The 26,090-nt window shown below is 53.4% G+C and carries 25 protein-coding genes; 16 read left to right on the top strand and 9 right to left on the bottom strand.

What is annotated here, in order from left to right:
• Positions 1 to 238: 238 nt before the first annotated feature.
• The gene (locus tag MKX64_RS11065) at positions 239 to 928 is read right to left on the bottom strand and encodes an FHA domain-containing protein (RefSeq protein WP_095265105.1); all 690 of its coding nucleotides are present in this window, start codon (positions 926 to 928) and stop codon (positions 239 to 241) included.
• Positions 929 to 1,090: 162 nt separating this feature from the next.
• Here MKX64_RS11065 and MKX64_RS11060 point away from each other — a divergent pair, with 162 nt between their 5' ends.
• Positions 1,091 to 2,080 carry a glycerophosphodiester phosphodiesterase family protein gene (locus MKX64_RS11060; RefSeq protein ID WP_244908145.1) on the top strand — a complete coding sequence of 330 codons (990 nt, stop codon included), beginning with the start codon at positions 1,091 to 1,093 and terminating at the stop codon, positions 2,078 to 2,080.
• 294 nt (positions 2,081 to 2,374) lie between these two features.
• On the opposite strand, the gene MKX64_RS11055 is transcribed toward MKX64_RS11060, so the two are convergent.
• The 4 genes from MKX64_RS11055 to MKX64_RS11040 all read right to left on the bottom strand — a co-directional run bounded on the left by MKX64_RS11055 (position 2,375) and on the right by MKX64_RS11040 (position 7,925).
• Positions 2,375 to 3,856, bottom strand: a complete 1,482-nt coding sequence (locus MKX64_RS11055; protein ID WP_341035808.1) for a protein adenylyltransferase SelO — start codon at positions 3,854 to 3,856, stop codon at positions 2,375 to 2,377.
• Between the two features lie 329 nt (positions 3,857 to 4,185).
• Positions 4,186 to 5,340 carry a glycerate kinase gene (locus tag MKX64_RS11050; RefSeq protein ID WP_341035806.1) on the bottom strand — a complete coding sequence of 385 codons (1,155 nt, stop codon included), beginning with the start codon at positions 5,338 to 5,340 and terminating at the stop codon, positions 4,186 to 4,188.
• Positions 5,341 to 5,397: 57 nt separating this feature from the next.
• On the bottom strand, positions 5,398 to 6,666 hold the full coding sequence (locus MKX64_RS11045) for a GntP family permease (RefSeq protein WP_095265125.1): 1,269 nt from the start codon (positions 6,664 to 6,666) through the stop codon (positions 5,398 to 5,400).
• 134 nt (positions 6,667 to 6,800) lie between these two features.
• On the bottom strand, positions 6,801 to 7,925 hold the full coding sequence (locus MKX64_RS11040) for a CdaR family transcriptional regulator (protein WP_095265126.1): 1,125 nt from the start codon (positions 7,923 to 7,925) through the stop codon (positions 6,801 to 6,803).
• A gap of 186 nt (positions 7,926 to 8,111) precedes the next feature.
• Between MKX64_RS11040 and MKX64_RS11035 the strand changes: the two genes are divergently transcribed.
• Genes MKX64_RS11035 through MKX64_RS11025 form a run of 3 tightly spaced genes read left to right on the top strand, consistent with a single transcriptional unit; the run spans position 8,112 to position 10,998 of the window.
• The gene (locus MKX64_RS11035; RefSeq protein WP_095399217.1) at positions 8,112 to 9,248 is read left to right on the top strand and encodes a DUF418 domain-containing protein; all 1,137 of its coding nucleotides are present in this window, start codon (positions 8,112 to 8,114) and stop codon (positions 9,246 to 9,248) included.
• 26 nt (positions 9,249 to 9,274) lie between these two features.
• Positions 9,275 to 10,396 carry a sensor histidine kinase gene (locus tag MKX64_RS11030; RefSeq protein ID WP_095265127.1) on the top strand — a complete coding sequence of 374 codons (1,122 nt, stop codon included), beginning with the start codon at positions 9,275 to 9,277 and terminating at the stop codon, positions 10,394 to 10,396.
• The gene (locus MKX64_RS11025) at positions 10,393 to 10,998 is read left to right on the top strand and encodes a response regulator transcription factor (RefSeq protein ID WP_095265128.1); all 606 of its coding nucleotides are present in this window, start codon (positions 10,393 to 10,395) and stop codon (positions 10,996 to 10,998) included. The genes MKX64_RS11030 and MKX64_RS11025 overlap by 4 nt, the downstream gene beginning before the upstream one ends.
• Before the next feature lie 115 nt (positions 10,999 to 11,113).
• Here MKX64_RS11025 and MKX64_RS11020 read toward each other — a convergent pair whose 3' ends face one another.
• The 3 genes from MKX64_RS11020 to MKX64_RS11010 form a co-directional block, all read right to left on the bottom strand.
• A complete protein-coding gene (locus MKX64_RS11020) occupies positions 11,114 to 11,605 on the bottom strand; it encodes a pyridoxamine 5'-phosphate oxidase family protein (RefSeq protein WP_095265129.1) in 492 nt (163 codons plus the stop codon).
• A 150-nt stretch (positions 11,606 to 11,755) separates the two neighbouring features.
• Positions 11,756 to 12,652: an SMI1/KNR4 family protein gene (locus MKX64_RS11015; RefSeq protein WP_155618638.1), complete on the bottom strand. Its 897-nt coding sequence runs from the start codon at positions 12,650 to 12,652 to the stop codon at positions 11,756 to 11,758.
• Between the two features lie 176 nt (positions 12,653 to 12,828).
• Positions 12,829 to 13,665, bottom strand: a complete 837-nt coding sequence (locus MKX64_RS11010) for a sugar phosphate isomerase/epimerase family protein (RefSeq protein WP_341035801.1) — start codon at positions 13,663 to 13,665, stop codon at positions 12,829 to 12,831.
• A gap of 265 nt (positions 13,666 to 13,930) precedes the next feature.
• Between MKX64_RS11010 and infC the strand changes: the two genes are divergently transcribed.
• From infC to MKX64_RS10960, 10 genes are all read left to right on the top strand, one after another.
• Positions 13,931 to 14,452, top strand: coding sequence for a translation initiation factor IF-3 (gene infC / locus MKX64_RS11005; protein ID WP_095399193.1), 522 nt, complete (start codon positions 13,931 to 13,933; stop codon positions 14,450 to 14,452).
• A 350-nt stretch (positions 14,453 to 14,802) separates the two neighbouring features.
• Positions 14,803 to 15,897: a hypothetical protein gene (locus tag MKX64_RS11000; RefSeq protein ID WP_341035799.1), complete on the top strand. Its 1,095-nt coding sequence runs from the start codon at positions 14,803 to 14,805 to the stop codon at positions 15,895 to 15,897.
• Positions 15,890 to 18,613 (top strand): S-layer homology domain-containing protein, encoded by a 2,724-nt coding sequence (locus MKX64_RS10995; protein ID WP_341036291.1) that lies wholly within the window; start codon positions 15,890 to 15,892, stop codon positions 18,611 to 18,613. Before MKX64_RS11000 ends, MKX64_RS10995 begins: the two co-directional genes overlap by 8 nt.
• A 150-nt stretch (positions 18,614 to 18,763) precedes the next feature.
• Complete coding sequence (locus MKX64_RS10990; protein WP_341035798.1) at positions 18,764 to 19,429, top strand: GntR family transcriptional regulator; 666 nt, start codon at positions 18,764 to 18,766, stop codon at positions 19,427 to 19,429.
• A 7-nt stretch (positions 19,430 to 19,436) separates the two neighbouring features.
• The gene (locus MKX64_RS10985; RefSeq protein WP_155618629.1) at positions 19,437 to 20,423 is read left to right on the top strand and encodes a DMT family transporter; all 987 of its coding nucleotides are present in this window, start codon (positions 19,437 to 19,439) and stop codon (positions 20,421 to 20,423) included.
• A gap of 286 nt (positions 20,424 to 20,709) precedes the next feature.
• Entirely contained in the window at positions 20,710 to 20,973 is a 264-nt protein-coding gene (locus MKX64_RS10980) for a spore gernimation protein GerQ (protein ID WP_095265137.1), read from the top strand.
• A complete protein-coding gene (locus MKX64_RS10975) occupies positions 20,970 to 21,356 on the top strand; it encodes a spore coat protein (protein ID WP_095265138.1) in 387 nt (128 codons plus the stop codon). The genes MKX64_RS10980 and MKX64_RS10975 overlap by 4 nt, the downstream gene beginning before the upstream one ends.
• Entirely contained in the window at positions 21,353 to 22,489 is a 1,137-nt protein-coding gene (locus MKX64_RS10970) for a zinc-dependent alcohol dehydrogenase (protein ID WP_155618630.1), read from the top strand. The genes MKX64_RS10975 and MKX64_RS10970 overlap by 4 nt, the downstream gene beginning before the upstream one ends.
• A gap of 30 nt (positions 22,490 to 22,519) precedes the next feature.
• The gene (locus tag MKX64_RS10965; protein ID WP_095399190.1) at positions 22,520 to 22,738 is read left to right on the top strand and encodes a hypothetical protein; all 219 of its coding nucleotides are present in this window, start codon (positions 22,520 to 22,522) and stop codon (positions 22,736 to 22,738) included.
• Complete coding sequence (locus MKX64_RS10960; protein WP_095265141.1) at positions 22,735 to 23,031, top strand: spore coat protein; 297 nt, start codon at positions 22,735 to 22,737, stop codon at positions 23,029 to 23,031. Before MKX64_RS10965 ends, MKX64_RS10960 begins: the two co-directional genes overlap by 4 nt.
• Positions 23,032 to 23,098: 67 nt before the next feature.
• Here MKX64_RS10960 and MKX64_RS10955 read toward each other — a convergent pair whose 3' ends face one another.
• Positions 23,099 to 23,605: a DUF3231 family protein gene (locus tag MKX64_RS10955; protein WP_341035794.1), complete on the bottom strand. Its 507-nt coding sequence runs from the start codon at positions 23,603 to 23,605 to the stop codon at positions 23,099 to 23,101.
• Between the two features lie 217 nt (positions 23,606 to 23,822).
• Between MKX64_RS10955 and MKX64_RS10950 the strand changes: the two genes are divergently transcribed.
• Both MKX64_RS10950 and MKX64_RS10945 read left to right on the top strand, forming a co-directional pair.
• On the top strand, positions 23,823 to 24,677 hold the full coding sequence (locus MKX64_RS10950) for a manganese catalase family protein (RefSeq protein ID WP_095399188.1): 855 nt from the start codon (positions 23,823 to 23,825) through the stop codon (positions 24,675 to 24,677).
• Between the two features lie 354 nt (positions 24,678 to 25,031).
• Positions 25,032 to 26,060 carry an agmatine deiminase family protein gene (locus MKX64_RS10945; RefSeq protein WP_095399187.1) on the top strand — a complete coding sequence of 343 codons (1,029 nt, stop codon included), beginning with the start codon at positions 25,032 to 25,034 and terminating at the stop codon, positions 26,058 to 26,060.
• Positions 26,061 to 26,090: the final 30 nt, after the last annotated feature.

Below are 26,090 nucleotides of genomic sequence, written 5' to 3'. Positions count from 1 at the left end.
AGACGGAGGTCAGCCCCCGAACACCAAACACCTAACACCAAATCACCAAACCCGCAACTCCACCAAGTATACCCAATGCGCACAAGAACACTTCCGTAGTTCGGCAATGGAGAGCCGCCGGAGTGAACGAACACCGAAACCGCCTATCCGCACCAGAGGAAATACCGTCTACAACGCTCCCCTGTTCAACCGCTTGTCACATGTATGGCGTCCCGAATATCATTGCCCTGGCACAACCTCATTGCTCTTCTTCCACGTCCAGAATATATCCTCGGCCACGGATGCTCTCAATCTGGAACAAATCCTTTGTTTTCTTCCGGACCCGGTAGATGAGCGCATTCAGCTCCTCCGTGCTGACATCCGGAATTTCATCCTCCCCATAGCTTCGCTCCGGCCAGACCGAGAGCTTCACCTGCTCCTTCGATACAAACTGCCCTTTATGATGAAACAGCAGCTCCACACATTTGAACTCCTTCTCGGAAAAAGCATACGTCTCCCCGCGGAAGATCAGCTCCTGCTTGTAGGGATCGAGCCGGATCGCTCCGCTCTCCGTCAACGCCAGCTGTTTCATAAACGGGGTCATGTCCATCGTCTCATCTGTGCTGAGCACCGAGAATCGGAGGGCTACCATATCCCGCGCAAGCGCCAGGGAATCCCCGCTGGCCAGCGGAACCTCTTCGCCCGGTGCGAGCCGCCGCTGGTTGACGAAGGTACCATGCTTGCTCTCCAAGTCCTGAATGAAGAAACCGCCGTCCCGGTAGATTATGGCCGCATGCCTCCGAGATACATAGATATTATCAAAGGAAACATCCGGCGCCCCTTGTGTCCCTCTTCGGCCAAGCACCGTCACCGGCCGGGTCAGCAATATAACATCTCCATGTTCATAGGGATTGCCCCGTTCCACCATCAAAAAGGAGGACCTATCCATCCTTTTCCCTCCTGTTCCTGCCGTCAGCGAATGATTCGCCATCAATTATCATGCAATTATTATAGTTCATCTATTGAGTAAGCTGCCAAAATCACTACCATCATAAGAAGAATCTATTTCTATCATACCGTACATTTCAATTGGTTTCAGGAGGATCATACTGTGCGTAAACAAAAAAAGTGGAAAATAACGCGAAAGTTCTTGCTTGTGGGCATCATGATAGCAGGGTTTCTATTTCTCAATAATACATCCATATTTACAAAAAGCCCTGACAGCGAGCCGCTGCTGCTGGCCCATCGCGGCCTTGGGCAGACCTTCCCGATGGAGGGAATCGAAGCGGACACTTGTACGGCAGAGTGGATATTCGAGCCGGAGCACCCCTATCTGGAGAATACGATCCCGTCGATGAAGGCCGCCTTTGAGGCGGGCGCCGACATCGTCGAGCTGGATATCCAGATGACCAAGGATCAGCAGTTTGCGGTGTTCCATGATGCATCCCTCGATTGCCGAACCGAAGCTGCCGGCGCGATCAAGGATTATACGATGGAGGAGCTGAAGCAGCTGGATATCGGTTACGGATACACGGCTGACGGCGGTAAGACCTACCCGTTCCGAGGAAAAGGAATTGGACTTATGCCCTCGCTGGACGAGGTGCTGCGCGACATCCCTGAAGGAGAGTTCCTTCTGCATATCAAAAGCAACGATCCCGAGGAAGGCGCTCTTCTCGCCGAATTTCTGCGCCGGTTGCCTGCCGAGCAGCGCAGCCGCCTGTCGGTATACGGGGGAGATATGCCGGTCTACACGTTAAAAAATGAGCTGCCCACCGTTCGGGCCATGTCCAAAGAAACCTTAAAAAGCTGTCTCATCTCCTATGAAGGGGCGGGCTGGACCGGGTACGTCCCTGCCGTGTGCCGGAACACGCAGCTGCATATTCCCGAGAAATATGCACGTCTTCTATGGGGGTGGCCGGACAAATTCCTGAGCCGGATGGAGAAGGTAAATACACGCGTCATTCTCGTGGGAGGCGACGGCGAATGGTCAGAGGGCTATGACACCTTGGAGGATCTTGAGCGGCTGCCGGACGGGTATACCGGAGGCATATGGACGAATCGCATTGATGTCATCGGACCCAGCTACAAAATCGCGGACTAGCGCCATGCCAGGGAATTTCTCCATAGAATCTTCTGCATCATCGTATTATCAGTACGACATACGCCGTCTGCATAATCTGAACGATCCGCACAATAAGCGTTGACTGCACAACTAACTTCATCTGCACGTAAGCTCCATCTCCGCAATAAGGAACGTTTCATACAAAATAAGGAACGAACGTTTCATACAAATAAGGAACGAACGTTTCATACAAATAAGGAACGAACGTTTCATACAAATAAGGCCGCTTGCCTCATAGGCAAACGGCCCTTTATTGTGTTGCATGAGGATCAGTTACGTACCGCAATAAGTGCGATACGGCCTTCCGGATGGATCCGGAACGCGGCAATACGTCTCCTGCTCGGGCAAATAAGCATACGGCTGCGCCAGTGCGTTTAGGAGCTGCTGCATCACACGGTAATCGCCTTGCTCCACGGCTGCCGAAAGTGCCTCCTCGACCCGGTGATTCCGCGGGATGACGGACGGATTGTGCTGACGCATCCGCTGATAGGCCGACTCCGCAGACTCCTCCTGCCTGCTTAACCGGGACTGCCACTGGCTGTACCACTCCTGGAATGCGTCAATGTCAGCCAGCACAGTCTTCTCCGGCTCGGCCAGACTTAATGCCCGGAACGTATTGGTGTAGTCAGCACGCTGCTTGTACATCACTTGAAGCAGGCGCTTCACCAGCGCTTCGTCCTCCGGCTCTGCATGGAATAACCCCAGCTTCGCTCTCATGCCGTCCAGCCAGTGGCGATGGAAGCTGTCCACATAATGGCCCAGCGCCTCCTCTGCCATGGCAATCGCCTGCGCCTCGTCCTCGTGCAGCAGCGGCAGCAGCGCCTCGGCCAAGCGGGCCAGATTCCAGCCCCCGATCTCCGGCTGGTTGCCGTACGCATATCTCCCTTGGGTGTCGATTGAGCTGAACACCGTCGCCGGATCGTAGATGTCCATGAAGGCGCAGGGGCCGTAATCAATTGTCTCTCCGCTCAGCGTCATATTATCGGTATTCATAACGCCGTGAATAAACCCGACAAGCTGCCACTTGGCGATCAGGGATGCCTGCCGCTCGCTTACTTCCCGGATCAGCGATACGTAGCGGTTCTCTCCAGGGTCCCGATCCGCATAATGCCGCTGCCACGTATAATCCGCGAGCGCGCGCAAATCTTCCACCGTCCCCCAGCGGGCCGCATATTGAAACGTCCCGACGCGAATATGACTCTCCGCCACGCGGGTCAGAATCGCCCCAGGCAGCTCCGTCTCGCGGAAGACGGGCTCACCGGTCGTTACCACCGCCAGACTGCGCGTCGTCGGGATGCCAAGCGCGTGCATCGCTTCACTGATAATATATTCGCGCAGCATCGGGCCGAGCGCAGCCCGGCCATCCCCTTGGCGGGAGTACGGGGTTCTGCCGGACCCTTTCAGCTGAATATCCACACGCTCGCCCTGCGGAGTCAGCTGCTCGCCGAGCAGCACGGCACGACCGTCCCCCAGCTTGGTGAAATAACCGAACTGATGGCCCGCATACGCTTGCGCGAGCGGCTCCGCCCCCTCCGGTATCCGGTTGCCGGCGAACACTTCTACACCATCCTTCACTCTCAGCGCCGCAGCATCCAGTCCGAGCGATGCCGCCAGCGAGTCATTCAATACCACCAGCCTCGGCGATGCCACTGGCTCCGGTTCCTGCCTGCTGAACATCACCTCCGGCAGGCCGGCATAACTGTTATCCAGATTCCATCCTGCACGCTTGTCAGTTCCAACGTCCTTATCCGTCATCGAATCTTCCTTTCCCTAAGGCACGGACAGGCCATGCCTTCCATGTGCTTATGCTTATTCAACTATAACCCTGCTTCGGCCTCTGCCTAACCAGTGACCTTAGGCTTTTATCTACAATCCGAACTAAAAAGACGATCTCATCTGATCCTTCGTAGGCTTCCACATGACTATAGAGAATATAACATTTACTGGCACGAAAAACATGAAGAAATGACAAAGAACCCGCGGTTCCCCGCAGGCTCCTCATCATCCGTGTGTTCCCCTTATTACGCACTGCGGCGGCTTCAAGCGTGCTGATGGCGGCTGCAGTCCCTGACTGGACTGGGTCGTCACTGTATAGCCCGAGTGATACGCAAGCTCATCTTCATGGAGGCAGCAATGTTCCTGGCCGTCCGCTCCATATTCACAGCGGCGGATTCAAAAGCCTCGGGCAAAGTAACCACTCCGGGCACGATGCTGAACAGCGCGTCGATGCCGTGATCATGGACGACGGCGCTGTCGTCAGACAAGGAGCCGGCGATCCCGATAACTGGCACGTCATACTTCTTCGCGGCCTTGGCAACTCCGATCGGGGTCTTGCCATAGATCGTCTGACGATCGATGCGGCCTTCCCCGGTGATGACCAGATCCGCATCCCTCACGATGTCCTCAAAGCGTGAAGCATTCAGGACGATATCGATTCCCCGCCGCAGATCCGCATTCAGGAAAGCGATCAGTCCGGCGCCAAGGCCGCCTGCCGCCCCCGCGCCCTCCTTCTCCCGAAATGTCTTGCCAAGCGCTTGCTCTGCTACATCTGCAAAATGAGACAGGTTCCGATCCAGCAGCTGCACCATATCCGGAGTTGCGCCTTTCTGCGGGCCGAACACGGCCGATGCGCCTCGCGGTCCCGTTAACGGATTATCCACATCGCAGGCCACCTCGATCCGAACACCCGCCAGTCTGGCATCCAGTCCGGACATATCCACCTCATGCAGGTCGGAAAGCGCGCCGCCTCCGGGGCCAATCTCTCTTCCCGAGCGATCCAGCAGCCTGCCGCCCAAGGCCTGGACCATCCCCGCCCCGCCATCGTTCGTGGCGCTTCCGCCAATCCCGATGATCATATGCTCCACCCCCTCCTCCAGGGCGAACCGAATCAGTTCACCGGTTCCCCGGGTTGAGGTGAGGAGCGGGTTGCGACGCTCGGCAGGCACGAGGTGCAGGCCCGAAGCAGCGGCCATTTCGATGATCGCGGTCCGGCCATCGCCCGTGATGCCGAAGAAGGCCTGAGCCGGCTCGCCGAGCGGGCCTGTAACCACCCGTTCCATGATCGTGCCGCCCGTGGCGTCAACAAGGGAACGAACGGTTCCCTCGCCTCCATCAGCCATCGGCATTTTATAATAATCGGCATCAGGAAACACCGATCGAAACCCCTTCTCAATCGCCTCCGCCGCCTCCAGCGCGGACAAGCTCTCCTTGAACGAATCCGGAGCAATGACTATCTTCATCGTTGACATCTCCCTTTTTTGTGGCATTCTCCTTCATGACCGAACCGCCGATGCGCACTAACCCCAGAGTTTAAAGACACCGAACAGGAGGGTTGAAACCACCGCCAGCGTCAGACCGACAGCCGACTCGTACGGCACCAGCTTCAGACGCTCCTTGATATTCATGTTCACACTTCCAGCTGTTGCATGGAAGAAGCTGCCGTGCGGCATATGGTCGAGCACCGTGGCTCCCGCATGAATCATCGCCGCCCCTGCCAGTGCAGATATGCCGAGTCCAAGAATGGTGCTGCTGAACACGCCGCTGGCCACCGCCGTTCCGGCTGTTGTCGAGGCTGTCGCCGCCGACATGAAGATACCGGAGATCGGTGCCAGCAGATATGCCGGCAGACCGGATGCGCTCAGCGCGTCAATAATGACATCTCTTAAGGATGAGTTGGCGATAATGCCGGCCAGCGTCCCTGTACCGAGCAGCATGATGGCGACGCCCGACATTTTGCCAAGACCGGAAATTGCGTACTCGTTGATCTTCCTTGCCTTCCCCATCGCGATCGCGCCAATCAGTCCGCCAACGGGCAGCGCGATCATCGGGTCAATGTTGATGTTGAACAGCGGCCGCAGTGCCAGCAGGACTATCGTCACCAGCGGTGCGATCAGGGCCGTCAGGAAAGTCGGCATTCTGCTGTCTCCGGAGGCTTCAATGTCCCGGTCCGAAACAGCAGAGCCCTTGTTCGCCATTCGCTTGGCCAGCATGTACGTCACCGCAATGCCGAACACTGCCGGGATGATCCCTGCAGCCATGATCGATGTCAGCGGGATGCCGAATGCATCCGAAGCTGCGATGGCGTTCGGATTCGGCGACATGATGTTGCCGGCTTTACCGCCGCCAATCATCGCCAGCAGTATGGCGGTTTTGGACAATTGTGCGCGGCTCGCAATAGCCAGCGCAATCGGCGATACGGTAATGACCGCAACGTCGACGAACACCCCGACCGTGGTCAGAATCATCGTCGCCACCGCCAGCGCGAGCAGCGCACGCGATTCCCCCAGCTTCTTGACGATGGTCTCGGCGATGGACGATGCGGCTCCTGACTCGATCAGCACGCCTGCAAGTATGCCCGCTGCCATAATCCTCAGCACCGCCGGAATAATGCCCTTGGCTCCTTCCACCATCAGATTGACCGTACTGGCAATATCGACACCGCCAATCAGCCCGCCGATTAAGGCACCGGCGATCATGCCGTAGGCTGGCGGCACTTTTCTCAGAATCAATACAATCGCTATGATTAAGGCACATATAGCTCCCAAAGCGCTTACGGTTACTTCCACGGCGAATTCCTCCCCGATGTTGACGTTATAGTGAAGCTTCACCTTTATTGTAAGCGTTTACCGAATGCGATTACATTGGCGGACAGGATGAAAAATGATGCGTAAAACCCGGCATCTATTGTGCATATGCACAATTAACGAAGGTGATGCCACAGCCGCGCGATGTACAGCTCCATCAATCCCTTCAAGTTCCGGGGGTCTCTGCCGGTCAGTTCTGTAATTTTGTCGAGCCGGTAGCGCAGTGTGTTTCGGTGAATGAACAATCGCTCCGCGATGCTGTGCAGCTCCCCGCCCTCCTCGATGAACACCTCCAGCGTATGCGCAAGCTCGCCCTTCTTCTCATGACCCAGCAGTTGCTCGTAGAAGGCAAAAGCCTGCTGATCCTCCTCTTCCCAAGCGAGTTGGGATAGCATAATCTCCAGCCGGTAGTCCTCGTACCGGTATACCCTCGCTCCGGCCCGGAGCCTGCCTCCAACCTGGATCGCGCTTCTTGCTTGGTTAAAGGAAGCTTGCAGTCCCTTCGGTCGTTCAGCCAGACTGCCGCATCCGATCAGAACGCTGCCGCCCGCCACCTGCAGGAGCCGTTTCAGAAACAGTGTCAGCTCCGTATTTTGCGCTTGGGGCGCCTCAGGCACCGATTTAAGAATGACGATTTCATGATTGAAGGTGACACCGATCAGATCCGACCTGCCAACTTCATACTGAACGGCCCGAACCCGCTTCTGCACTGCTGCTTCCGTACTATCAGGCCCATCGAGCACAATGACCATCCGCGGCTGCCTGAGCGCAATCCCTACCGCTCTCGCCCGCTCAATGACACTCTCTTCATCCACGTTCTCTTCCGAGATCAGCTGGTTGACAATGTCATTCTGAATCCGCTGTTTCCACTGAACATTCTCAAGCAGGAACGACTGCTCCAGTACAAGCTCGGCTGCCATTCTGACCAGCTCAGCATAGTTGCGAATGTCCTCGGGCTCTCCTGTAATTCCTACAACGCCGACAGTCTGGCCGTTAAAACTGATAGGCAGATTGATGCCCGGTCTTGAAGATTTCAGCTCCGCCGCCCTTAACTGGTCGATCTCGACACGCTCTCCTGTCCTGAGCACCAGCAGCGCGCCATCGTGAAGCTGACCGATTCGCTCCGGATCCCCCGAACCGATGATGACGCCGCTCTCATTCATGACATTAATATTGCGGTTTAGAATGCTCATCGTGCGCTCCACGATTTCCTGTGCCAGCTCCCGGGTTAGAAATTGCATGACTCGTATAACCTGCCCTTCTCCTTACCGTGTTGTATCCACTGTATCATAGTGAGAATGCACAATGAAATGGGGATGGATGACACCTGTCATATCAATCTCTTTACAGCTGTGAATGTTCCACTGCTTCCTGTCTCGCTACACTAGAATGGCATCCTATCCTAATGTATAGAAAGAGTGAGAATGATGGAAACACAACCTCAACGGATTCGCCTCCTGGACATTCTTCGAGGATTCGCAATTCTCGGCACGCTGGGAACCAACATATGGATATTCGCCCATCTCGGGGACTTGTCTTTCATTACAACCTTCAATCAGAGCGGGTGGTGGGAAAGCAACGATCTTCTCCGCATGATCGTGCTGTTTCTGGTGAACGGCAAGCTGCTTGGGCTGCTGACCATCATGTTCGGCGTCGGGATGGAATTGAAGTACCGTCAGGCTATGCGGCGGGGCAAGCCCTGGCCTGGCGTGTACATCTGGGTAGTCCTGTTTCTGTTCATGGAAGGCCTGCTGCATTTCATCTTCGTGATGGAGTACGATATTCTGATGAGTTATGCCGTTACGGCGCTCATATCGGCCTTCATCGTGAAAGGCGGCGAACGGTGGATCAAGCGGACGATGGCCCTGATCGGGAGCCTCCATGCCGCCTTCATGCTGGCGATTCTCGCGCTCCTTCTCGCTGCAGGTGGCAACATATCGTTCGGCAGCGATTCCGGAGTGGTCGCCCTCTATCAGAGCGGAACTTGGCTGGAACAAGTACAATACCGCCTATCCCATTTCCTGGTGCTGCGACTGGAAGCTATTTTCACGATTCCGATGAATATATTTCTATTTCTGCTGGGTGTTCGGCTCATGCGCGCAGGTGCGTTCGCACCGGACGAGAAGGGAAAGAAGATTCGCGCCAGACTGCTCGCCATCGGGCTCTATCTGGGCCTTCCGTTAAACCTTCTTATATTTGTTCCCGGCGGCGCCTTCGACCTGACCGTGCGCTATCTCTTCGCTCCGCTGCTGTCGCTCGGCTATATAGCCCTCATCGGAAAAATGATACAATATACCAAATGGAACGGACTGTGGCACTTGCTTGAGAACGCCGGCAAAATGTCGCTCAGCTGTTATGTCATGCAGAATATCATCGCTTCCTGCATCTTCTATGGCTGGGGGCTCGGACTGGGAGGAAGGCTCGACTCATGGGCCATCCTATTCATATGGCTTGCCCTATCCGCCCTACAGTTAACGTTCGCTTCGCTGTGGCTGCGCTATTGTAAGCTCGGTCCGATGGAGGCTGTACGGAGGCGTCTACTCAGCGGGATCACTTCAAGATAAACGGATGGGAGAAGCGGAGGGGTTGGATGATCAGTAAAATATACCCGCGGGATCAGATCAAGCAATATCTGCTCATTGATGTCATCGCACTCGTGTTTTTGTTATATATGGTGCTGACCGCCCCTTCGGCGCTTGGCCTGTGGGCGAAGCTGGGGCTGCTGACAGCCTACCTCATCGCCTTCTATGTCGCGCTGTGGCGGCGGGATTTCTATCTGCTGGTGGCCGTGCTTGCCGGCGTTGCAATACTGACACTGCTCGGTGTGCATCTTAGTGCAAGCATGCTGGTGTTTGGATTTGTGTTCGCAGACCTGCTGGGAAGAGCGAGGTCGAAGTGGCATATTACGATCGGAATTGCAGCCATTGGTCTCATGACATTTATCGTCTCGCGGCTCGAGGCGGATGATCCTTTTGTACAGAGCATTACCTTTCTACCTGTCATGATTGTGCAGATGATCCTGCCTGTCGTCATCCATATCATAGAGCGTACCAAAAGCCTCCAGGGCAAGCTGGATGCAGCCAACCAGCAGCTGGAGCATTATATCCAGCAGGAGGAGCGGCAGCGAATTGCAAGAGATCTGCATGATACGCTGGGACAGACCCTGGCCATGATCAAGCTGAAGAGCGAGCTGGCTGCCCGCTGGATCGATCGGGACTCCTCCAAAGCCAAGGCGGAGCTGATGGACATTCTGACCTCATCAAGAACCGCACTGAAGCAGGTGAGAGAGCTCGTGTCCGACATGAAGTTCATCTCCCTGACTCAGGAAATCGAGCGCTCCCGGGAGCTGCTGAGAACCGCAGGCATCCAGCTGGAGGCTGCGGGGCACAGCACGCTGCCGCTGCTCTCCAGCGTCGAGGAGACGATGCTTGCGCTCTGCGTCCGTGAGGCGACAACGAACATTATCAAGCATAGCCAGGCCAAGCATTGCTTCATCCGAATTGATACCGCCGGCGATCATGTTCATGTCACGATTGCTGATGACGGTGTAGGGCTTGGCGGAAGAAATAGCGGAAATGGAATTTCGTCCATGATGGAGCGAATGAAGTCGCTTCAGGGAAGCCTGACCGTGGACGATGCTGAGGGCGGGGGGACCGTGGTGTCGTTGCTGCTTCCGTTCCGCCAGCAAGAGAAGGAGGAGAAGCCATCATGATTCGAGTGGTGATTGCCGAGGATCAGCAACTGCTCCGAGGAGCGCTCACCTCGCTGCTTCGATTTGAAGAAGATATCGAGGTTGCTGCCGAGGTGCCGGACGGAAATGAGGCCTGGGAAGCGATCCAGCGCCATCAGCCTGATGTATGCGTGCTCGACATTGAGATGCCAGGCATCAGCGGACTGGAGCTGGCAGAGCGTATCCGGGCAGCCGATTTGCCCTGCAAGGTCATGATTGTAACCACATTCGCCCGCCCCGGCTACCTGCAAAAAGCGATGGACGCCCGGGTCGAAGGCTATCTGCTCAAGGATGAGCCGATTGATTACCTGATTGAAGCCATCCGCCGGGTAGTCGCCGGCGAGCGCGTGATCAGCACGGATCTCGCAGCTGCGCTCTTCATGAGAGAAGAGAATCCGCTGAGCCACCGGGAGGTGGAAATGCTCCGCCTGACCAAGAAAGGCATGACCACCAGCGAAATTAGCAAAGCCCTGTATCTTACCAAGGGCACCGTCAGAAACTATCTATCCTCAGCCATTCAGAAGCTGGAAGCCGACTCGCGACAGCAGGCGGTTCAGATTGCGGAGGAGAAGGGCTGGATTTAACAGAAATCGAGGAGCAGCTGGTTCTTATGATATTAGAAAGTAGAAGAGCCGCCCTCGCGGGCGGCCCTGTGATACACCGCGATCGCGGCAAGAAGGAAAAAATGTGATCCTCCGGCTACTTCAGATTGACCGTGTGGTTGAGCTCGGTCTCAGAGCGGGCGCCTGTAAGCTGGGAGAACATCCGCTTCATCATTTTGGTCCAGTTGCCTGTCTCCCAATATTCAGCCGCTTCCGCCTTCACCTTGATCAGAACAAGCTGCGGATCATCGCTTGTCGTTTGCAGCAGCTTGGCATATCCCGGGTTCCACAGTTCCTTGATTTTCGCCCGATCCTCAATCCGTTCGCCTTGTCCGCGAATCGAAACATAGGATTTCCCGACATAAGCCACGTTGACATGCGGATTGTCTTGAAGCTGATGGTACTTGTCCGTATCTTCCTTGGTCAGAAACCAAAGATCACCGTCAAACTCCACCTCCTGCGTCTTCATAGGGCGCGAAACGAGCCCGTCCTCAGAAACGGTTGTCAGCATAGCTATATCAATCCCTTTGATCAGCTCCCGGACCGTCTCCACTGCCTCCTGATGTGCCGTTGTTTGACCATTCGCCATTGTTCTCACTCCAGTTCTTCGTGGTTGATTGTTTCAACGTTAGGTTAAGCAAGCCGGACCCAAAATAAACAGACAACGCAAAAAGACCAAAACCTCCGTCTCCGGCTGTCTTGGTCTTGACTTAAGACGCTCCGTGCTTTCGCACTCTGCTCAGTTCTCGGACTGCAGGCCGTTCACAAACGCCTCAAAGCTTGGCGCCAGCGGGGTAATGCGGTAACCGTCTGCCTTGTCCACATGGACAACCTCGGGAACCCCGTCGTTACCGGATTCACGATAATCGAGCATGACCACCTCGCTGTCCGACGGACATGTTGCAATGACAACACCGATCTCAGGGTAGCCGCCCTGCTCAATGATATGCCGGCTGCCAGCGGATCCGCAAAGGGAAAGCTTCTTCTCCCGTCCGATGCCGAGAATGCCTGAAATTGTAATCGACTCCTTCTCCTCCGAGCCTGTCCCCCCGAGCACGAAGAGGCGCTTGCGGGGAATTCCTCCATTATGCTGCTTCATCATATGTACATAATGCGGCGGCAGCTTGAATACGAGCTCTTCTTCCACCGAGGCGATCAGCCCATCTGTCGGAGAAGCCATCGTATATTGTTCAGCCGCAGGGTGACTGTCATCCCAAAAATCTGCTGCGCTGACATTCCTGGCAGCAGTTGATCGAGCGGCCCGAGCAGCGGCTGCCTTCGCCTTCTCTTCCTTCTTCTTGATCAAGTCCAGGAACTCCAGCGTGTCCTCATCGTCAGGCTCCAGACGATCTGCATGCTCAAAGGCACGACGGGCATCCTCGTAGCGCTTCAAGTAGTAATAGGCCAGACCGATGCGGTAATGCCACAACGCGTCCTCCCGTCCTTCCTCCTCGATCAAGAGAAACTGCTCCACCGCTTCCTCGTAACGCTCCAGATTGTTAAGCGCCCGCCCCAAATGGCTGATCAGCTCGTAATCCCTTTCCTCCTCAGGTATTTCCGTGATGGCATCTACAATTTCTTCGAATTCATCTTCCTCATGCCATGTTTCCAGCTGTTCGATTAAATCCTCTCGCATCATTTCTGCCTCCTACCTTATCATCCCTTATGCAAATTATATCATTCTTGACAGCCGCCTCTCCACTTTGCCGGTGACGCTTTCACGTCAATTCTGGCTGCATTGGGGGCGACTTCTGAACAGCGTCCGCTATAGCAACAATGGACCGCTCGCTGGCTGCCTCCTGGCAGCTCCCTTCAGCGGCTGCTTCTCGCTGCTGTCCTGCCTTCGAATACGAATTGTGCCGCAGCTGCACACTGCTCCTCACGAACACCCTCCAACGTGACAAATCCATGCGGCTTATGCTGCTCCAGCAGCTCCCAAAACAGCGGATAATGCAGTTCTCCAAGCCCTGCCGCTGTCTCCTTAAGTTCTCCATCCGAACGGAGGATCAGGTCCTTGGCATGGGCGCTAACGATGCGAGATCCGAACTGCTTAAAGGCAGATTGGATAACCTCGTCCTGGCGTTCATAATTGGAAGCGTTTAATAAATTGCACGGATCGATAACGACTCCTACACATGAGGAGGGGAAGCGTTCGAGCGTTGCGGCCATCGTATCCGGCGAGTCTATCAGATGCCCTTGCGCAGCCTCCAGTCCAATCGTTACGCCCCACCGTTCGGCCTCTTCCACCAGCTCCTCCAGCGCATGATGCAGCCGCTCCCAATATTGCGGCAAGCGAGCAGAATCCTCGGGTTTACCCACCTCCGTAGCCACGATCGGAGCTCCAAAATGCCGCGCACAGCGGAGATGCTCCTTAAACCGGTCGATATTATGCCGATAGACGTCATCATCCAGTTCAACCAGGCTTGCGTAACAGCCCAGCACCGCTATACGAACCTGATGCTCCGCAAAAGCACCGCCAATCTCACTCGCCAAGCCCGGGCTGAGCTTTCCAAGTGAGCAGTCCACATCCGTAATCGCTTTGGACAGCGCAAGCTGAACATACGGAAACCCATATTCAGCGACCTTCCGTGCCAGCTCCTTATACGGCTGCTTCCCCAACAGATGCGCTAAAATTCCGACGGACATCATCCTCTCCTCCTACCTATGGCTATATTTCCCCCGGTACGCCTTAGCAGCTTGATCAGCATCATGCATGATGACACGTCCAGGTCCCTTCATTAAAGATAACATGATTTCCTTCTTCTGGAAACGGATAGAGGTTCAGATGACTAAGCAGGTATATTCTAGCATCAACATTGGTTCAGTTCCCCCCGGGAGTATCCCGCTTTTATTTGAAATGTTAAAGCTCTTGCATATATGATAGCTGTAACTATATTTCTGGGAGGCATCCTACGTGGCAGTACTTATTAATGAACAAATCAGAGCTTCCGAAGTTGATCTAACCGGCTTAAGCGGTGAGCATCTCGGGGTGGTATCCAGAGAGGAAGCACTCGCGATGGCACGGTCACAAGGACTGGATCTCGTCTGCACCTCGCTCATGAGTAGTCCTCCGCCATGCACTTTGGTTCCCAAAGGTCGAGGAAAGGCCCTGGCACAGAAGAAAGCAGCGTCAACCAAGCCGGACGCCAGCCGTAATAGCGGGAAGAGCAAGAGCGCCAAGGAAAAGGTGAAGGAGTTCCGCTTCACTGCACATATCGAGGAGCATGACTACGACACCAAGCTTCGCCAGGCAGACAAACACCTCCGCTCAGGCAAGCCTGTTCAGCTCGTCGTCAAAGCGACCGGAGCCAAAGAAGCTGCCGCCGCCAAGGCGGTTTTGGAGCGGCTGCTGATGGACCTGAAGGATGTCGGAGTGAAAGAGAGCGGCATTCAGACGAGCGGCAAAGGCTCGCAGGTGAGAGTGAATCCGAAATGAATAGAAAAGGTGAATCCTGACACACCAACCTTCACGGTTGGTGTTATTTTTATGCAACTGGCTTGAAAACAAGGCCCATTTAATCGTTAATTCAATTTGATAACAAGGTTGTAGAGTTTTTGTAGAGTTTTTGTAGAGTTCCCCTTGATAAATTTAACAATGACGAATTTTGATATTTTTTAGCGAAATCATGTGAAATCTTGGGTAGTTTTTTCATTACATTTAATAAGGAAGGTGAATAATCAAGCAACTACGTGTATGAAGAAAATGGATCATAAGACAACGATATCGAAATCGTAAAACGACGTACGATAGTAACACTAGAGACATCTTAGAAAGGAATGATCTGAATGCACGCCCACCATATTAATTTGCGTAAAATCGGGATTATGTTTCTGATTTTTACGCTAGTCTTTACGGGCATTAGCGTAAGTTTAGGAGCTCCGGTAAGCTATGCCGCTTCTTCGGCAGTTTACGTATCCAGTAGCAAGGGCGATGACATCAATGGTGATGGATCTGAAGCGACGCCATACGCTACCTTAAAGACGGCCTATACAGAGGTTAGTGACGGGGGAACGATATATCTCCTGGACGACATCACACAAACTACTAAAAACTCAGAGGCACTTAAGCTTAATTTAGACAAGCGCGTTACGATAACAACGGCTCCTGGAGTAAATACTGTTATGATTAAGCGTGGTGAGCCAAGCGGTAATAACGCTCTAGACACGCAATTTGATTTAACTTCAGGAGAGCTAACATTAAAAAATATTATCATTGATAGCAATTTCAATAATCAGAGGATCAGTGGAAGAATAGTTAATGTCTTTGGAGGTTCACGACTGATTATCGAAGAAGGGGCTGTTTTACGTGGAAGTAACTCAGGATTTTCTGGAAGCGTAATTCATGTCGACAACACAGGATCGGTCGTAGAAATGAAAGGTGGAGAAATTAGAGAAAATATTTCTACCGGCGCGGCGGTCTTGGTGGATAGTGGATCACAATTTATTATGACCGGGGGCCTAATCACGGACAATATTGGTGGAGGAATTTCTTTCCGCAGTAATCCTAGTGGTATGCTCGTAATGTCGGGTGAGGCACGGATCACGGGGAATACCAATAGTACGGGCAAAGCGTTAAACGTTAATATGGCAAACTATAAAAGTCTTATTTTAGATGGTCCGTTTACTGGAGAGGCAGGTATTACCACACAGAGTATGACAGCAGGGACCCAGTTTGGACAAGCAACAGATGCCGGCTTGGGCAGTATTGAAAATCTGTTTGCCGACTCTGGTGCTCTTCTTGCAAGTTATGATGCAAACAATACTCTGGTATGGCGATCATTCAAGAATGAAATAAGCCAACCGAGTACCGATGGTGAGATTACGGGGACAACGCTGACGGCGAACGGGTGTAACAGAACCTTTTGCGGAAGTCATTATTGAGATCGTTAGTCCAGCAGATCCGTCTTTTGTCATCACTGAGAAAAGGACCGCTGACGCGAACGGGAACTGGGAACTCCCATTAGATGATACTCTCAATCCAGGTGCATATACGATCACAGTTTCAGCAAGTAATAAGAAAACTCAGTCGGAACCTGTAAATAGACAATTTGTAGTAGTAGATAAAACGGCGCTGGAAAACAAAGTGACCGAAATTAGCAACGAAAACCTGGTTCAGGCGGAATACACACCAGTAACCTGGCAAGCTCTGCAGGATGCACTGGATGAAGCTAACCGGGTACTGAATGATGGAAATGCTACACAGCAGCAGGTCGATGACGCGCTTACTGCTCTGGAAGACGCACGCAGCAAGCTCGAACGCATTCCTGCCGTCAATAAAACGGCGCTGGAAAACAAAGTGACCGAGATCAACAACGAAAACCTGGTTCAGGCGGAATACACACCAGCAACCTGGCAAGCTCTGCAGGATGCACTGGATGAAGCTAACCGGGTACTCAATGACGGAAATGCTACACAGCAGCAGGTCGATGACGCTCTAACTGCTCTGGAAGACGCACGCAGCAAGCTCGAACGCATTCCTACCGTCAATAAAACGGCGCTGGAAAACAAAGTGACCGAAATTAGCAACGAAAACCTGGTTGAGGCGGAATACACACCAGCAACCTGGCAGGCTCTGCAAGATGCACTGGATGAAGCTAACCGGGTACTCAATGACGGAAATGCTACACAGCAGCAGGTCGATGACGCGCTTACTGCTCTGGAAGACGCACGCAGCAAGCTCGAACGCATTCCTACCGTCAATAAAACGGCGCTAGAAAACAAAGTGACCGAAATTAACAACGAAAACCTGGTTCAGGCAGAATACACACCAGCCACCTGGCAGGCTCTGCAGGATGCGCTGGACGAAGCTAACCGGGTACTCAATGACGGAAATGCTACACAAGAGCAAGTTAATAAAGCACTTCAGGCAGTACGCGATGCAAGAAATGCACTGGCACGAAAGCTCATCATACCATCTACGGGCGCCCTTCATCCGAATGTGTCTGCAGATGTTTATGAATACTCGATGAACGTGGACTACAGCACAACCGAGCTTCGATTCACGGTAAATCCGGTAACCCCAGATGCAACGATTACATTGAATGGCATCGTAGTAAACAGTGGACAAGCCAGTGAGGCTATTGCTCTGAATGTAGGAAGTAATGAAATCACGATGGTTATTACAGAGAAAGACGGAACAACCTCCACATACACCATTAACGTAACGAGAGCAGCTGCTCCGAACGGTGGAGGTAACAATGGCGGTGGAAACGGCGGCAATAGCGGCAATAATGGAGGCAGCGGAAATATCACTACACCTCCTCCTAGCCCAGCACCGTCTAATGTTGAAAGAATTACGGTCAATGTCGAAGCTAGCGGAAAAGGCGTCGTGGCTCAGACCGTTATCGAACGGACAAGCAATGCCGATGGCACCAAGAGTGATAAAGTAACATTTGAATCGTCCAAGGCGACTGAAGCCGTCCAGAAAACACTGGCAGCAGGCTCAACCGCAGTTCGCATTGTCATTCCTGATGAGAATGACGAAGTGAAGGATGTACGGGTAGAGCTTCCTGTGGCGGCACTTAAAACCGTACACGAGTCAGGACTCCATCTCGAAATCTTCACCGATAACGGGATGATCACCATTCCGAATGCATCGCTTCGTGATTTGAATCAAAATCTGTACTTCCATCTCGTGCCTATCAAGCAAGTTGATGAGCGCAAGCAAGTGGAAGAACGGGCCAAGAAGGAACAGCTCGTTCGAGAAGTATTGAATGATGGCAATATCTATGTCGTCGATCGTCCATTCACGATCGAAACGAACATGCCTAGCCGTCCTGTACAGATCACCTTGCCAATGAACAGCAGCCATATTCCGGCAGATGCCTCTAAACGGGCGTTGTTCCTGTCGAATCTGGCCATCTTCATCGAGCATAGTGATGGAGAGCGCAAGCTGGTTACACCTGAACTTGGCGAATATGCAGAAGGCGTTCTAGGTCTAACGTTTGAAATCGGGAAGTTCAGCACATTCACGATCCTGAATCTGGACCAGGGTGCAGAAGGCACACACAGCGCCTATATGGTCGGCTTCCCGGACGGAACCTTTAAACCGGCTCAAGCCTTGACCCGTGCCCAAATCGCTACCATTCTGTCTCGGGTGCTGGATCTGCCGGCAGCAGGTACAGCTGTCGCTTACCCTGACGTAACCGAAACACATTGGGCAAGCGAGGCCATTCGTTTCGCGACCGTCACTGGCCTAATGCAGGGAATGCCAGATGGCAGCTTCCAACCGGAAAAAGCGATCTCCCGTGCAGAAATGGCCACCATCATTGCCCGTCTGCAGAATCTGACGGGAGAAGCGAATCACAGCTTCAGTGATGTGCGCGGCCACTGGGCTGAAGGCAACATCGCGAATGTATATGTAGCTGGGTACATGGAAGGAATGCCGGATGGCAGCTTCCAGCCTAACAAAACATTAACGCGTGCTGAAGCGGTGGTTGTATTCAACCGTCTTCTCCAAAGAGGCCCACTGTACGAAGTCACAGCCTCTTGGACCGATGTAGCTACGACCCACTGGGCATTCCATCATATTGAAGAAGCGTCCCGGGATCACAGCTATATCACTCGGAATGACGGCGGTGAGACCATCGTCGAGTAAGTCATAGTCTCCATATGAACAACATCTAATCCTTAGCCCCCAACCACTCTCCCCCAATCTGACGGTTGGGGGCTATTTATGTTCCCAAAATAACACGACATCCAACTTCTCCGCATTGCAACCAAAGGCGATATCCGATATATTGGTTTTATGAATACGAATCATATTAAACCCATTAAACGACTGTCCCTGCGCGATGAGGTTTATCATGCATTAAAAAAGTCGATTATCACACTGGAATTGCAGCCAGGCCAGCGGCTGAGCGACAAGGAGTTAGCCGACCAGTTCGGCATTAGCCGCACCCCGGTCAGAGAGGCATTGAAAAGGCTTGAAGACGAAGGACTTATAGGATCACTCCCCGGTTCTTCAACGTTTGTGGCACCCATCCAATTCGAGGAGGCGAAGCATGCATTTACGGTGGTTGCCGCGCTGCACGCATTAGCAGCAAGGCTCGCATGTCCTATTATGCAGGAGGAGGACATCGCCGCTCTGGAAGCGATCAATGAAGAACTGCGGCTGGCCATTGAGCAGGGCGATGTTATTCAGGCCATAGAGGCGGATACCCGGTTTCATCACGTTTTCCTTGATGCGGCTGCCAATCCGGAGATCCTGCTGGCCCTGGAGCGCTGTGTTCCGAAGATTCACCGTCTGGAGGTCGCGCAATTCAATCATGTTAAAGGGATCGGATCGGTAGCGCAGCATCGGCGCATCCTGTCGGCACTCCGCAACAAGGAGTATGAGAAGACGGTTCGGCTTGTCGAAGAAAACTGGTTAAGTCTTGGCGAATTGCTGACACAACCAACGGAGCCGAGGTGAGTCTTTATTGAGACCTGTCTTGATCGGAATGGGCGCGGCTTTCTTTTTTGCCTTTACCTTTGTGCTTAACTCATCGATGCAGCTGTCCGGAGGCAGCTGGATCTGGAGCGCCTCGCTGCGGTATCTCTTTATGCTTCCTTTTCTCTTAATCATCGTGCTTGCAGGGCGCAAGCTGCGCCCGCTCTGGCACGAGATTCGAAGAAAGCCCGGCGCATGGCTGCTATGGAGCTGTATCGGGTTCGGCTTGTTTTACGCCCCGCTATGCTTTGCCGCCGCGTATTCGCCTGGCTGGCTGATTGCAGGCACCTGGCAGATCACCATCATATCGGGCGCGCTTCTGACCCCTTTATTTTTCGAAACGAGGCATACACCGCAAGGGCCTGTCCAGGCCCGGGCAGCACTTCCGATCAAGGGGCTGGGCATGTCGCTCATCATCCTGCTGGGCATTGTGCTGATGCAGCTGGATCATGCCGGAAGCCTTTCTACCCGTGACCTGCTGTTCGGATTTGTGCCCGTGCTGATCGCTTCCTTCGCCTACCCGCTCGGAAACCGCAAAATGATGGAACTGTGCGAAGGACGGCTCGATACCACCCAGCGTGTGTTAGGTATGACCATCGCCAGTTTGCCGTTCTGGCTGCTGCTCTCCGTTTACGGCGCTGTGACCGTCGGGATGCCTAGCACCGGGCAGACCTTTCAGGCGCTGCTGGTTGCGCTTCTCTCCGGTGTAATCGCTACGGTACTCTTCTTCAAGGCGACTGACATGGTGCGGGGAAATATGCAGCAGCTGGCTGCCGTAGAGGCAACCCAGTCGATGGAGGTGCTATTCGCCCTGGCCGGCGAGCTCTGGATTCTATCCATGCCGATCCCTTCTCCCTTAGCATGGTGCGGTGTAATCATCGTCATGATCGGAATGGCACTGCACAGCTTGATGTCCAATAGACAAGAAACCCGCCATATTCACCTGCCCCACAACCAACGAGTTGAAAAAGGTTGATCCCCCGAGCATTACCGAGGGGCGGCTGCGAGCCAATCACAGCTCTTGGCCGTCCTTCCTTCCCCACAACCGTCCCCATATCTATACCGTTCTTTCTCCGACTTCTCCGTCCTAACTGCCTCTTAGAACCTTACCGCCACCCGCCATCATTTGAAAAGCCGCTTATTCCCCGCTTTTGCCTGCCCACAAGTAACGCCATGTCAGACGCTGAACAAGCCCAAAGCATAACTCTCAGGCGTAAGGGAAAGCTATCGCTGAAAAAAAGATGGAGGTGCTCCCGATCGCTATGAAACCACGTACACTCGCCCCTCATGAGTCGATGGACCTTCACGAGGTGCTCAACTTTAAGACATTGTGCCTGGCCAAATCCAAGTTGATGCAAGGCCTTGTGTTTGACCAGGAGCTCAAGGCGCTGATGCAAAAAGATGTAGAACAATCCATACAGGCGATTCAAGAGCTGCAGTCGGTCTACGAAAGCGTTCCTTTTCAGGCCCCAGTACCCGAAAGTCGGCCGGAACCCATCCTGAATGATGGAGGACCACTTCAATGAATAACGATTACTTGGATCCGATTAACGCGCTTAACATGCCGGAGATGGCCGATATGACACTCGCGGTCGATTTCTTGATGCGTGCGAAGGAAGGCGTCCGCAACACGGCTATCGCGCTGACCGAGACCGTATCGCCAGAAGCCCGTTCCCTGCTCCGCCGTCAGTTAAGCCAAGGAATTGCACTGCACCAGGAAATTACCGATCTGATGATGCGCAAGAAATGGTTCCATCCTTATGAGCTGACCGAACAGTACCAGCTTGATCAGCTTGCTGCCAAAAACACCATCATGATTGGACAGATGAACCTCTTCCCTGACGATACCAGCCGCAAGGGGATGTTCGATCGCACGCCCGATGAGCATGTAGGAGGACACCAAGCATGAAAGCCGTAACTTACCAAGGCATTAAAAATGTAACTGTCAAAGACGTCCCTGATCCCAAAATCGAAAAACCTGACGATATCGTGATTAAAGTATCGAGTACGGGCATATGCGGCTCAGACCTGCACCTGATTCACGGGATGATCCCCAATCTCCAGGAGAACTATATTATCGGCCATGAACCGATGGGGATTGTGGAAGAAGTCGGCCCCGAGGTTACGCATCTGAAAAAAGGCGACCGTGTCATCATCCCCTTCACCATCGCGTGCGGGGAATGCTTCTTCTGCAAAAATCAGCTGGAAAGCCAATGCGACAATTCCAATGATAACGGCCAGATCGGCGCCTATTTCGGTTATTCCGGCAATGCTGGCGGGTATCCCGGCGGACAGGCCGAGTACTTGCGCGTTCCGTTCGCGAATTTCACCCATTTCAAAATCCCGGAAAGCTGCGAGGTGCCCGATGAGAACCTGTGCCTGATCAGTGATGTCCTGCCCACCGCATTCTGGAGTGTGGACAACGCAGGCGTCAAAAAGGGAGATGTTGTGATCGTCCTCGGATGCGGCCCTGTAGGGCTGATTGCCCAGAAATTCGCATGGCTGAAAGGCGCTTCGCGCGTCATTGCTGTTGATTACGTCAACTACCGTCTGGAGCACGCCAAGCGCACCAACAACGTAGAAATTGTCAATTTCGAGCAGGAAGAGAACGTAGGCGCCTATCTCAAGGAGATCACCAAAGGCGGTGCGGATGTCGTCATCGACGCCGTCGGGATGGACGGCAAGATGAGCGATATGGAGTTTCTGGCCAGCGGGCTGAAGCTTCAGGGCGGGACGATGAGTGCGCTCGTGATCGCCACCCAGGCGGTACGCAAAGGCGGCACGATTCAGATAACCGGGGTGTATGGCGGACGCTATAACGGATTCCCGCTCGGTGACATCATGCTGCGCAACATCAATATCCGCTCCGGCCAGGCACCGGTCATTCACTACATGCCGCATATGTATGATCTGATCACCTCCGGCAAAATCAATGCCAGCGACATTATTACCCACGTCATTCCGCTTAGCGAAGCGAAGCATGGGTATGACATCTTCGATACCAAGACAGACAATTGCATCAAAGTGGTGCTGAAGCCATGACCCATTATAACTTTAGGAGGGAGAACGCAAATGAATACAGCCGCCTACGGTTTGCATGAGACACTGGAGGTGCATGAACTGGCAGCCTTCAAGACGCTCTGCATGACCAAAGCCAAAGCGATGAAGCTGCTCGTGTCTGACCCGGAGCTGAAGCAAATTTTACTGGATGACGTTGAGATATCTACTAGGCAGCTCCAGGAGCTTAGCCATATTTTAGCCAACTCGGACATAAGGGAGATGAGATCGTGAATCCAATTATTGAGCGCATTATGGGGCTGGATAAACTGACGGACGAGATGGTGGCCATGGATTTTCTCATTAGCGCCAAAACCGGGGTCCGAAACTATGCGATGGCTGTAACCGAATGCGCCAGCCCGGAGATCAAGTCCATTCTGATCCAGCAGCTGGAGGAAGCGGTAGACACCCATGAGAAAATCATCGGCTACATGATGGAACGCGGCTTCTACAAGCCTTATGAGATGAATGAACAGATTGAGCGGGATCTGACCAATATTCAAACCGCTTTGAACATTCCATCATGAACCCATAGCAAAGAGGCTCTGCATACGATCTGCGGAGCCTCTTTGCTATTTGGATATGTTAGCCTGGTTATTCCGGTTGTTTAGCAACCAGCGGCGGCGGCACCAGCCACCCCTTCTCCTTGTTCATACGCAGAACACGAAGTCCCAGTGCTGTTTTGGTCACATGATACTTCGCAAACAGAGCTCCTACATCCTCCCTAATGCTAAGCCCCATCGTCTTGCTGCAGGAGACAAGACCCAGTGCATTATCCGCCGCCAGCTTGGCTGCGATCTCCGGATCGGTGAACCGGGCTCCTGGAGGGATGTCCTCCAGCTCTGCAGCAGGGCGTTCCGCCAGCATAGGCGACGGAGAGATTCCGTTATCCGTCAGCAGCTCGTCGCATTCCTTCACTTCCAGCCTGGCTTGATCCAGAAAGTCCTGAATGAGCTTTTTCAGCTCCTTGTCCCCAGCATGATACATAAACGCTTCGTAACATGAAATGCTTCCTTTTGCCATCATGGACGCTTCCCATATGCTGAATACTTCACCGTAATGCAAAGGCTCGTCCTTCGGGTTGCCGCTTAATATTCCCATACTGTCCAGCTCCTTTAATCATGGTGTTGAAACAATGCCATTATGCGCTGAAATCGTCCATTTCATGCTTCCAGGCCGAAGATCATTGCATCCCCTTCATGGAGACTAACCGGCACACCGCATGGAAATGATTGCTTGCAAACAGACCGCATAGAACCGGCGTTAGCGAATAAAACTGAAGATGACTCACCATCCCAGGAAATCGGAGGCAAACGATATGTACTTTTACAAGGAAGACCTGATCAATATCATTGTGCCGGACAAGCCAGACCCGGCGGCCGCCAAAGTGTTGCAGGAGACGCTCGGGGGAAGATTCGGAGAAATGCGGACGATGATGCAATTCTTCTTCCAGAGCAACAACTATCGGGGCAAGGCAACGCAATTCCGCGATTTGATCCGCGGTGTGTTCCTGGAAGAAATCAGCCATGTGGAGTTGGTACAGCATACGATCAACCAGCTGCTGACGGGATCTGGAGCAGAAGGCGTTGGCGACGCTGGCGCTGACGGCGCTCCGCTAGATGAAGCTGTGAAGCATGCGAACCCCCACCACTATATTATGGGCGCGCAAAGCTCCCTGCCGGTTGATGCAGCCGGAAACCCGTGGAACGGCAACTATGTGTACGATCACGGGAATCTCGTAGCCAATCTCATGGACAATCTTGTGCTGGAATCCACAGGCGTGCTTCAGAAATCAAGAATTTATGAGATGAGCACCAATAAAACGTTTCGGGAAACCCTTGCTTTTCTGATCGTTCGCGACAATGCCCATCAAAATGCGTTTGCCAAGGCGTTGGAAACGCTCGGTGTGGAATGGGGCAAACTGTTCCCGGTACCGAATTACGATATTCACAAGTACCCGGAATGTCAGAAATACGTCGACATGGGCTTCCATAATGCCCAATTCAATTTCCGCCTCGACAACACGCGCATTGGCGAAATATTCAGCGGCCAGACGCCGAGCAGAAACGGCGGCAGTCTGCAGGTCACCCAGCCTCCGGAAGGGTTCCCGCTACCAATGATGCCCGAGATGCCTAATGAACACAGCCCTGGCCTGCACGATCTGAACGCTTGATACAAGTCCCCCCTCATCAATGCCGCCCTGTTATTAACAAGGCGGTGTTGTTATGTTCGAAAAGGTTATGCCCGGTTCAGGCTCATAGTCAGGCTGGAAACGGGACACAGTAAGAAACAAGCGGTATCCACGAGCAGACATTGCCCTGACCCCCTCCTTGAGTCGGACCAATAGCAAGTCATTTTGCCGCTGGACTTAAACTCGAACAGATGACCCTGCCTGACGGCATGATCTTTCGAATAATCCCGCTGAATTTATCGTTTGAGACAGTCGACATCTTATTGTATTATGGTTAGGGAGACCGGCCGGGTGCCGGTCCTTCAAATTTTAAATAAAGTGAGTCGAGGACACGAGATGAATCCGAGTGCGTTAAATTATAGAATGCCGCCCGAATGGGCAGAGCATGAACGAACCCTGATTTCCTGGCCGGTGCAGGAGTCAATGACTTTTCCGGAGGATTATGAAACGGTATGCAACGGCTATGCCGAGGTGATCAAGGCGATCGCTGAGTTCGAGCCGGTCACCGTTCTGGTCGATCCTCAGGAAGTGAAGAAAGTATCGCTTATGCTGGGTGAGGACAACATTGAGCTGCTTCCCCTGGAACACAGTGACGCCTGGCTGCGCGACAACGGCCCGACCTTCGTGAAGAACGAATCGGGCGAGCTGGCGGGTGTGAACTGGAAATTCAACGCATGGGGCGAGAAATATGCGCCGTGGGATTTGGACAACGCGGTGCCTACAGCGCTGCTGAAGCATTATGGCGTCAAGCAGTTCGATGCTCCGCTCATCCTGGAGGGTGGCTCCATTCATGTTGATGGTGACGGGACGCTGCTCTCGACCGAGGAATGCCTGCTGAACCGGAATCGGAACGCGGATCTAAGCCGGGAGCAAATCGAAGAATTGGTACAAGCCTATACCGGTACCGAGAAGGTCATTTGGCTAAAGCGCGGACTGGATGGGGACGAGACCGATGGTCATATTGACAACATCGCCTGCTTCGCGGCACCGGGGAAAGTCATTCTCCAAGTGTGCGAAGATCCGAAGGATGAGAACTACGCCATCACCCAGGAAAATCTGCAGATTCTGGAGCAGGCACGCGATGCGCGCGGACGCGCCCTTGAAATTGTGAAGCTCCTGCAGCCGCCGAAGGCCTTTTACAAGGAGAGCCGCCTGACGCTTAGCTACTTGAATTTCTATTTCGTGAATGGCGGAATCATCCTGCCGGTATTCGGGGGCGCTGCTGCTGAAACCGACCGTCTGGCGGTCGAGACGCTTCAGGCCGTATTCCCGGATCGCCGAATTCGCACGATCGACGGCATGGCCATCATCGGTGAGGGCGGAAACGTGCACTGCATCACCCAGCAAATGCCGGCAAGATCGTAACAGCAGCTGACGAGCTAATGTAGGGATAAA

This window comes from Paenibacillus sp. FSL M8-0334 (assembly GCF_038000405.1).
Classification (GTDB): Bacteria; Bacillota; Bacilli; order Paenibacillales; family Paenibacillaceae; genus Paenibacillus_AQ; species Paenibacillus_AQ campinasensis.
The sequence above is the reverse complement of the archived record's forward strand: the minus strand, read 5'-3'. Positions and strand labels throughout refer to the sequence as shown.

Coding starts and splice junctions, on each gene's coding strand:
- MKX64_RS11065 (WP_095265105.1), bottom strand. CDS start 928: ATGGATAGGTCCTCCTTTTTGATGGTGGAACGGGGCAATCCCTATGAA.
- MKX64_RS11055 (WP_341035808.1), bottom strand. CDS start 3,856: ATGACGGATAAGGACGTTGGAACTGACAAGCGTGCAGGATGGAATCTG.
- MKX64_RS11050 (WP_341035806.1), bottom strand. CDS start 5,340: ATGAAGATAGTCATTGCTCCGGATTCGTTCAAGGAGAGCTTGTCCGCG.
- MKX64_RS11040 (WP_095265126.1), bottom strand. CDS start 7,925: ATGCAATTTCTAACCCGGGAGCTGGCACAGGAAATCGTGGAGCGCACG.
- MKX64_RS11035 (WP_095399217.1), top strand. CDS start 8,112: ATGGAAACACAACCTCAACGGATTCGCCTCCTGGACATTCTTCGAGGA.
- MKX64_RS11030 (WP_095265127.1), top strand. CDS start 9,275: ATGATCAGTAAAATATACCCGCGGGATCAGATCAAGCAATATCTGCTC.
- MKX64_RS11025 (WP_095265128.1), top strand. CDS start 10,393: ATGATTCGAGTGGTGATTGCCGAGGATCAGCAACTGCTCCGAGGAGCG.
- MKX64_RS11020 (WP_095265129.1), bottom strand. CDS start 11,605: ATGGCGAATGGTCAAACAACGGCACATCAGGAGGCAGTGGAGACGGTC.
- MKX64_RS11015 (WP_155618638.1), bottom strand. CDS start 12,652: ATGCGAGAGGATTTAATCGAACAGCTGGAAACATGGCATGAGGAAGAT.
- MKX64_RS11010 (WP_341035801.1), bottom strand. CDS start 13,665: ATGATGTCCGTCGGAATTTTAGCGCATCTGTTGGGGAAGCAGCCGTAT.
- MKX64_RS11000 (WP_341035799.1), top strand. CDS start 14,803: ATGCACGCCCACCATATTAATTTGCGTAAAATCGGGATTATGTTTCTG.
- MKX64_RS10990 (WP_341035798.1), top strand. CDS start 18,764: ATGAATACGAATCATATTAAACCCATTAAACGACTGTCCCTGCGCGAT.
- MKX64_RS10980 (WP_095265137.1), top strand. CDS start 20,710: ATGAAACCACGTACACTCGCCCCTCATGAGTCGATGGACCTTCACGAG.
- MKX64_RS10975 (WP_095265138.1), top strand. CDS start 20,970: ATGAATAACGATTACTTGGATCCGATTAACGCGCTTAACATGCCGGAG.
- MKX64_RS10970 (WP_155618630.1), top strand. CDS start 21,353: ATGAAAGCCGTAACTTACCAAGGCATTAAAAATGTAACTGTCAAAGAC.
- MKX64_RS10965 (WP_095399190.1), top strand. CDS start 22,520: ATGAATACAGCCGCCTACGGTTTGCATGAGACACTGGAGGTGCATGAA.
- MKX64_RS10955 (WP_341035794.1), bottom strand. CDS start 23,605: ATGGGAATATTAAGCGGCAACCCGAAGGACGAGCCTTTGCATTACGGT.
- MKX64_RS10950 (WP_095399188.1), top strand. CDS start 23,823: ATGTACTTTTACAAGGAAGACCTGATCAATATCATTGTGCCGGACAAG.
- MKX64_RS10945 (WP_095399187.1), top strand. CDS start 25,032: ATGAATCCGAGTGCGTTAAATTATAGAATGCCGCCCGAATGGGCAGAG.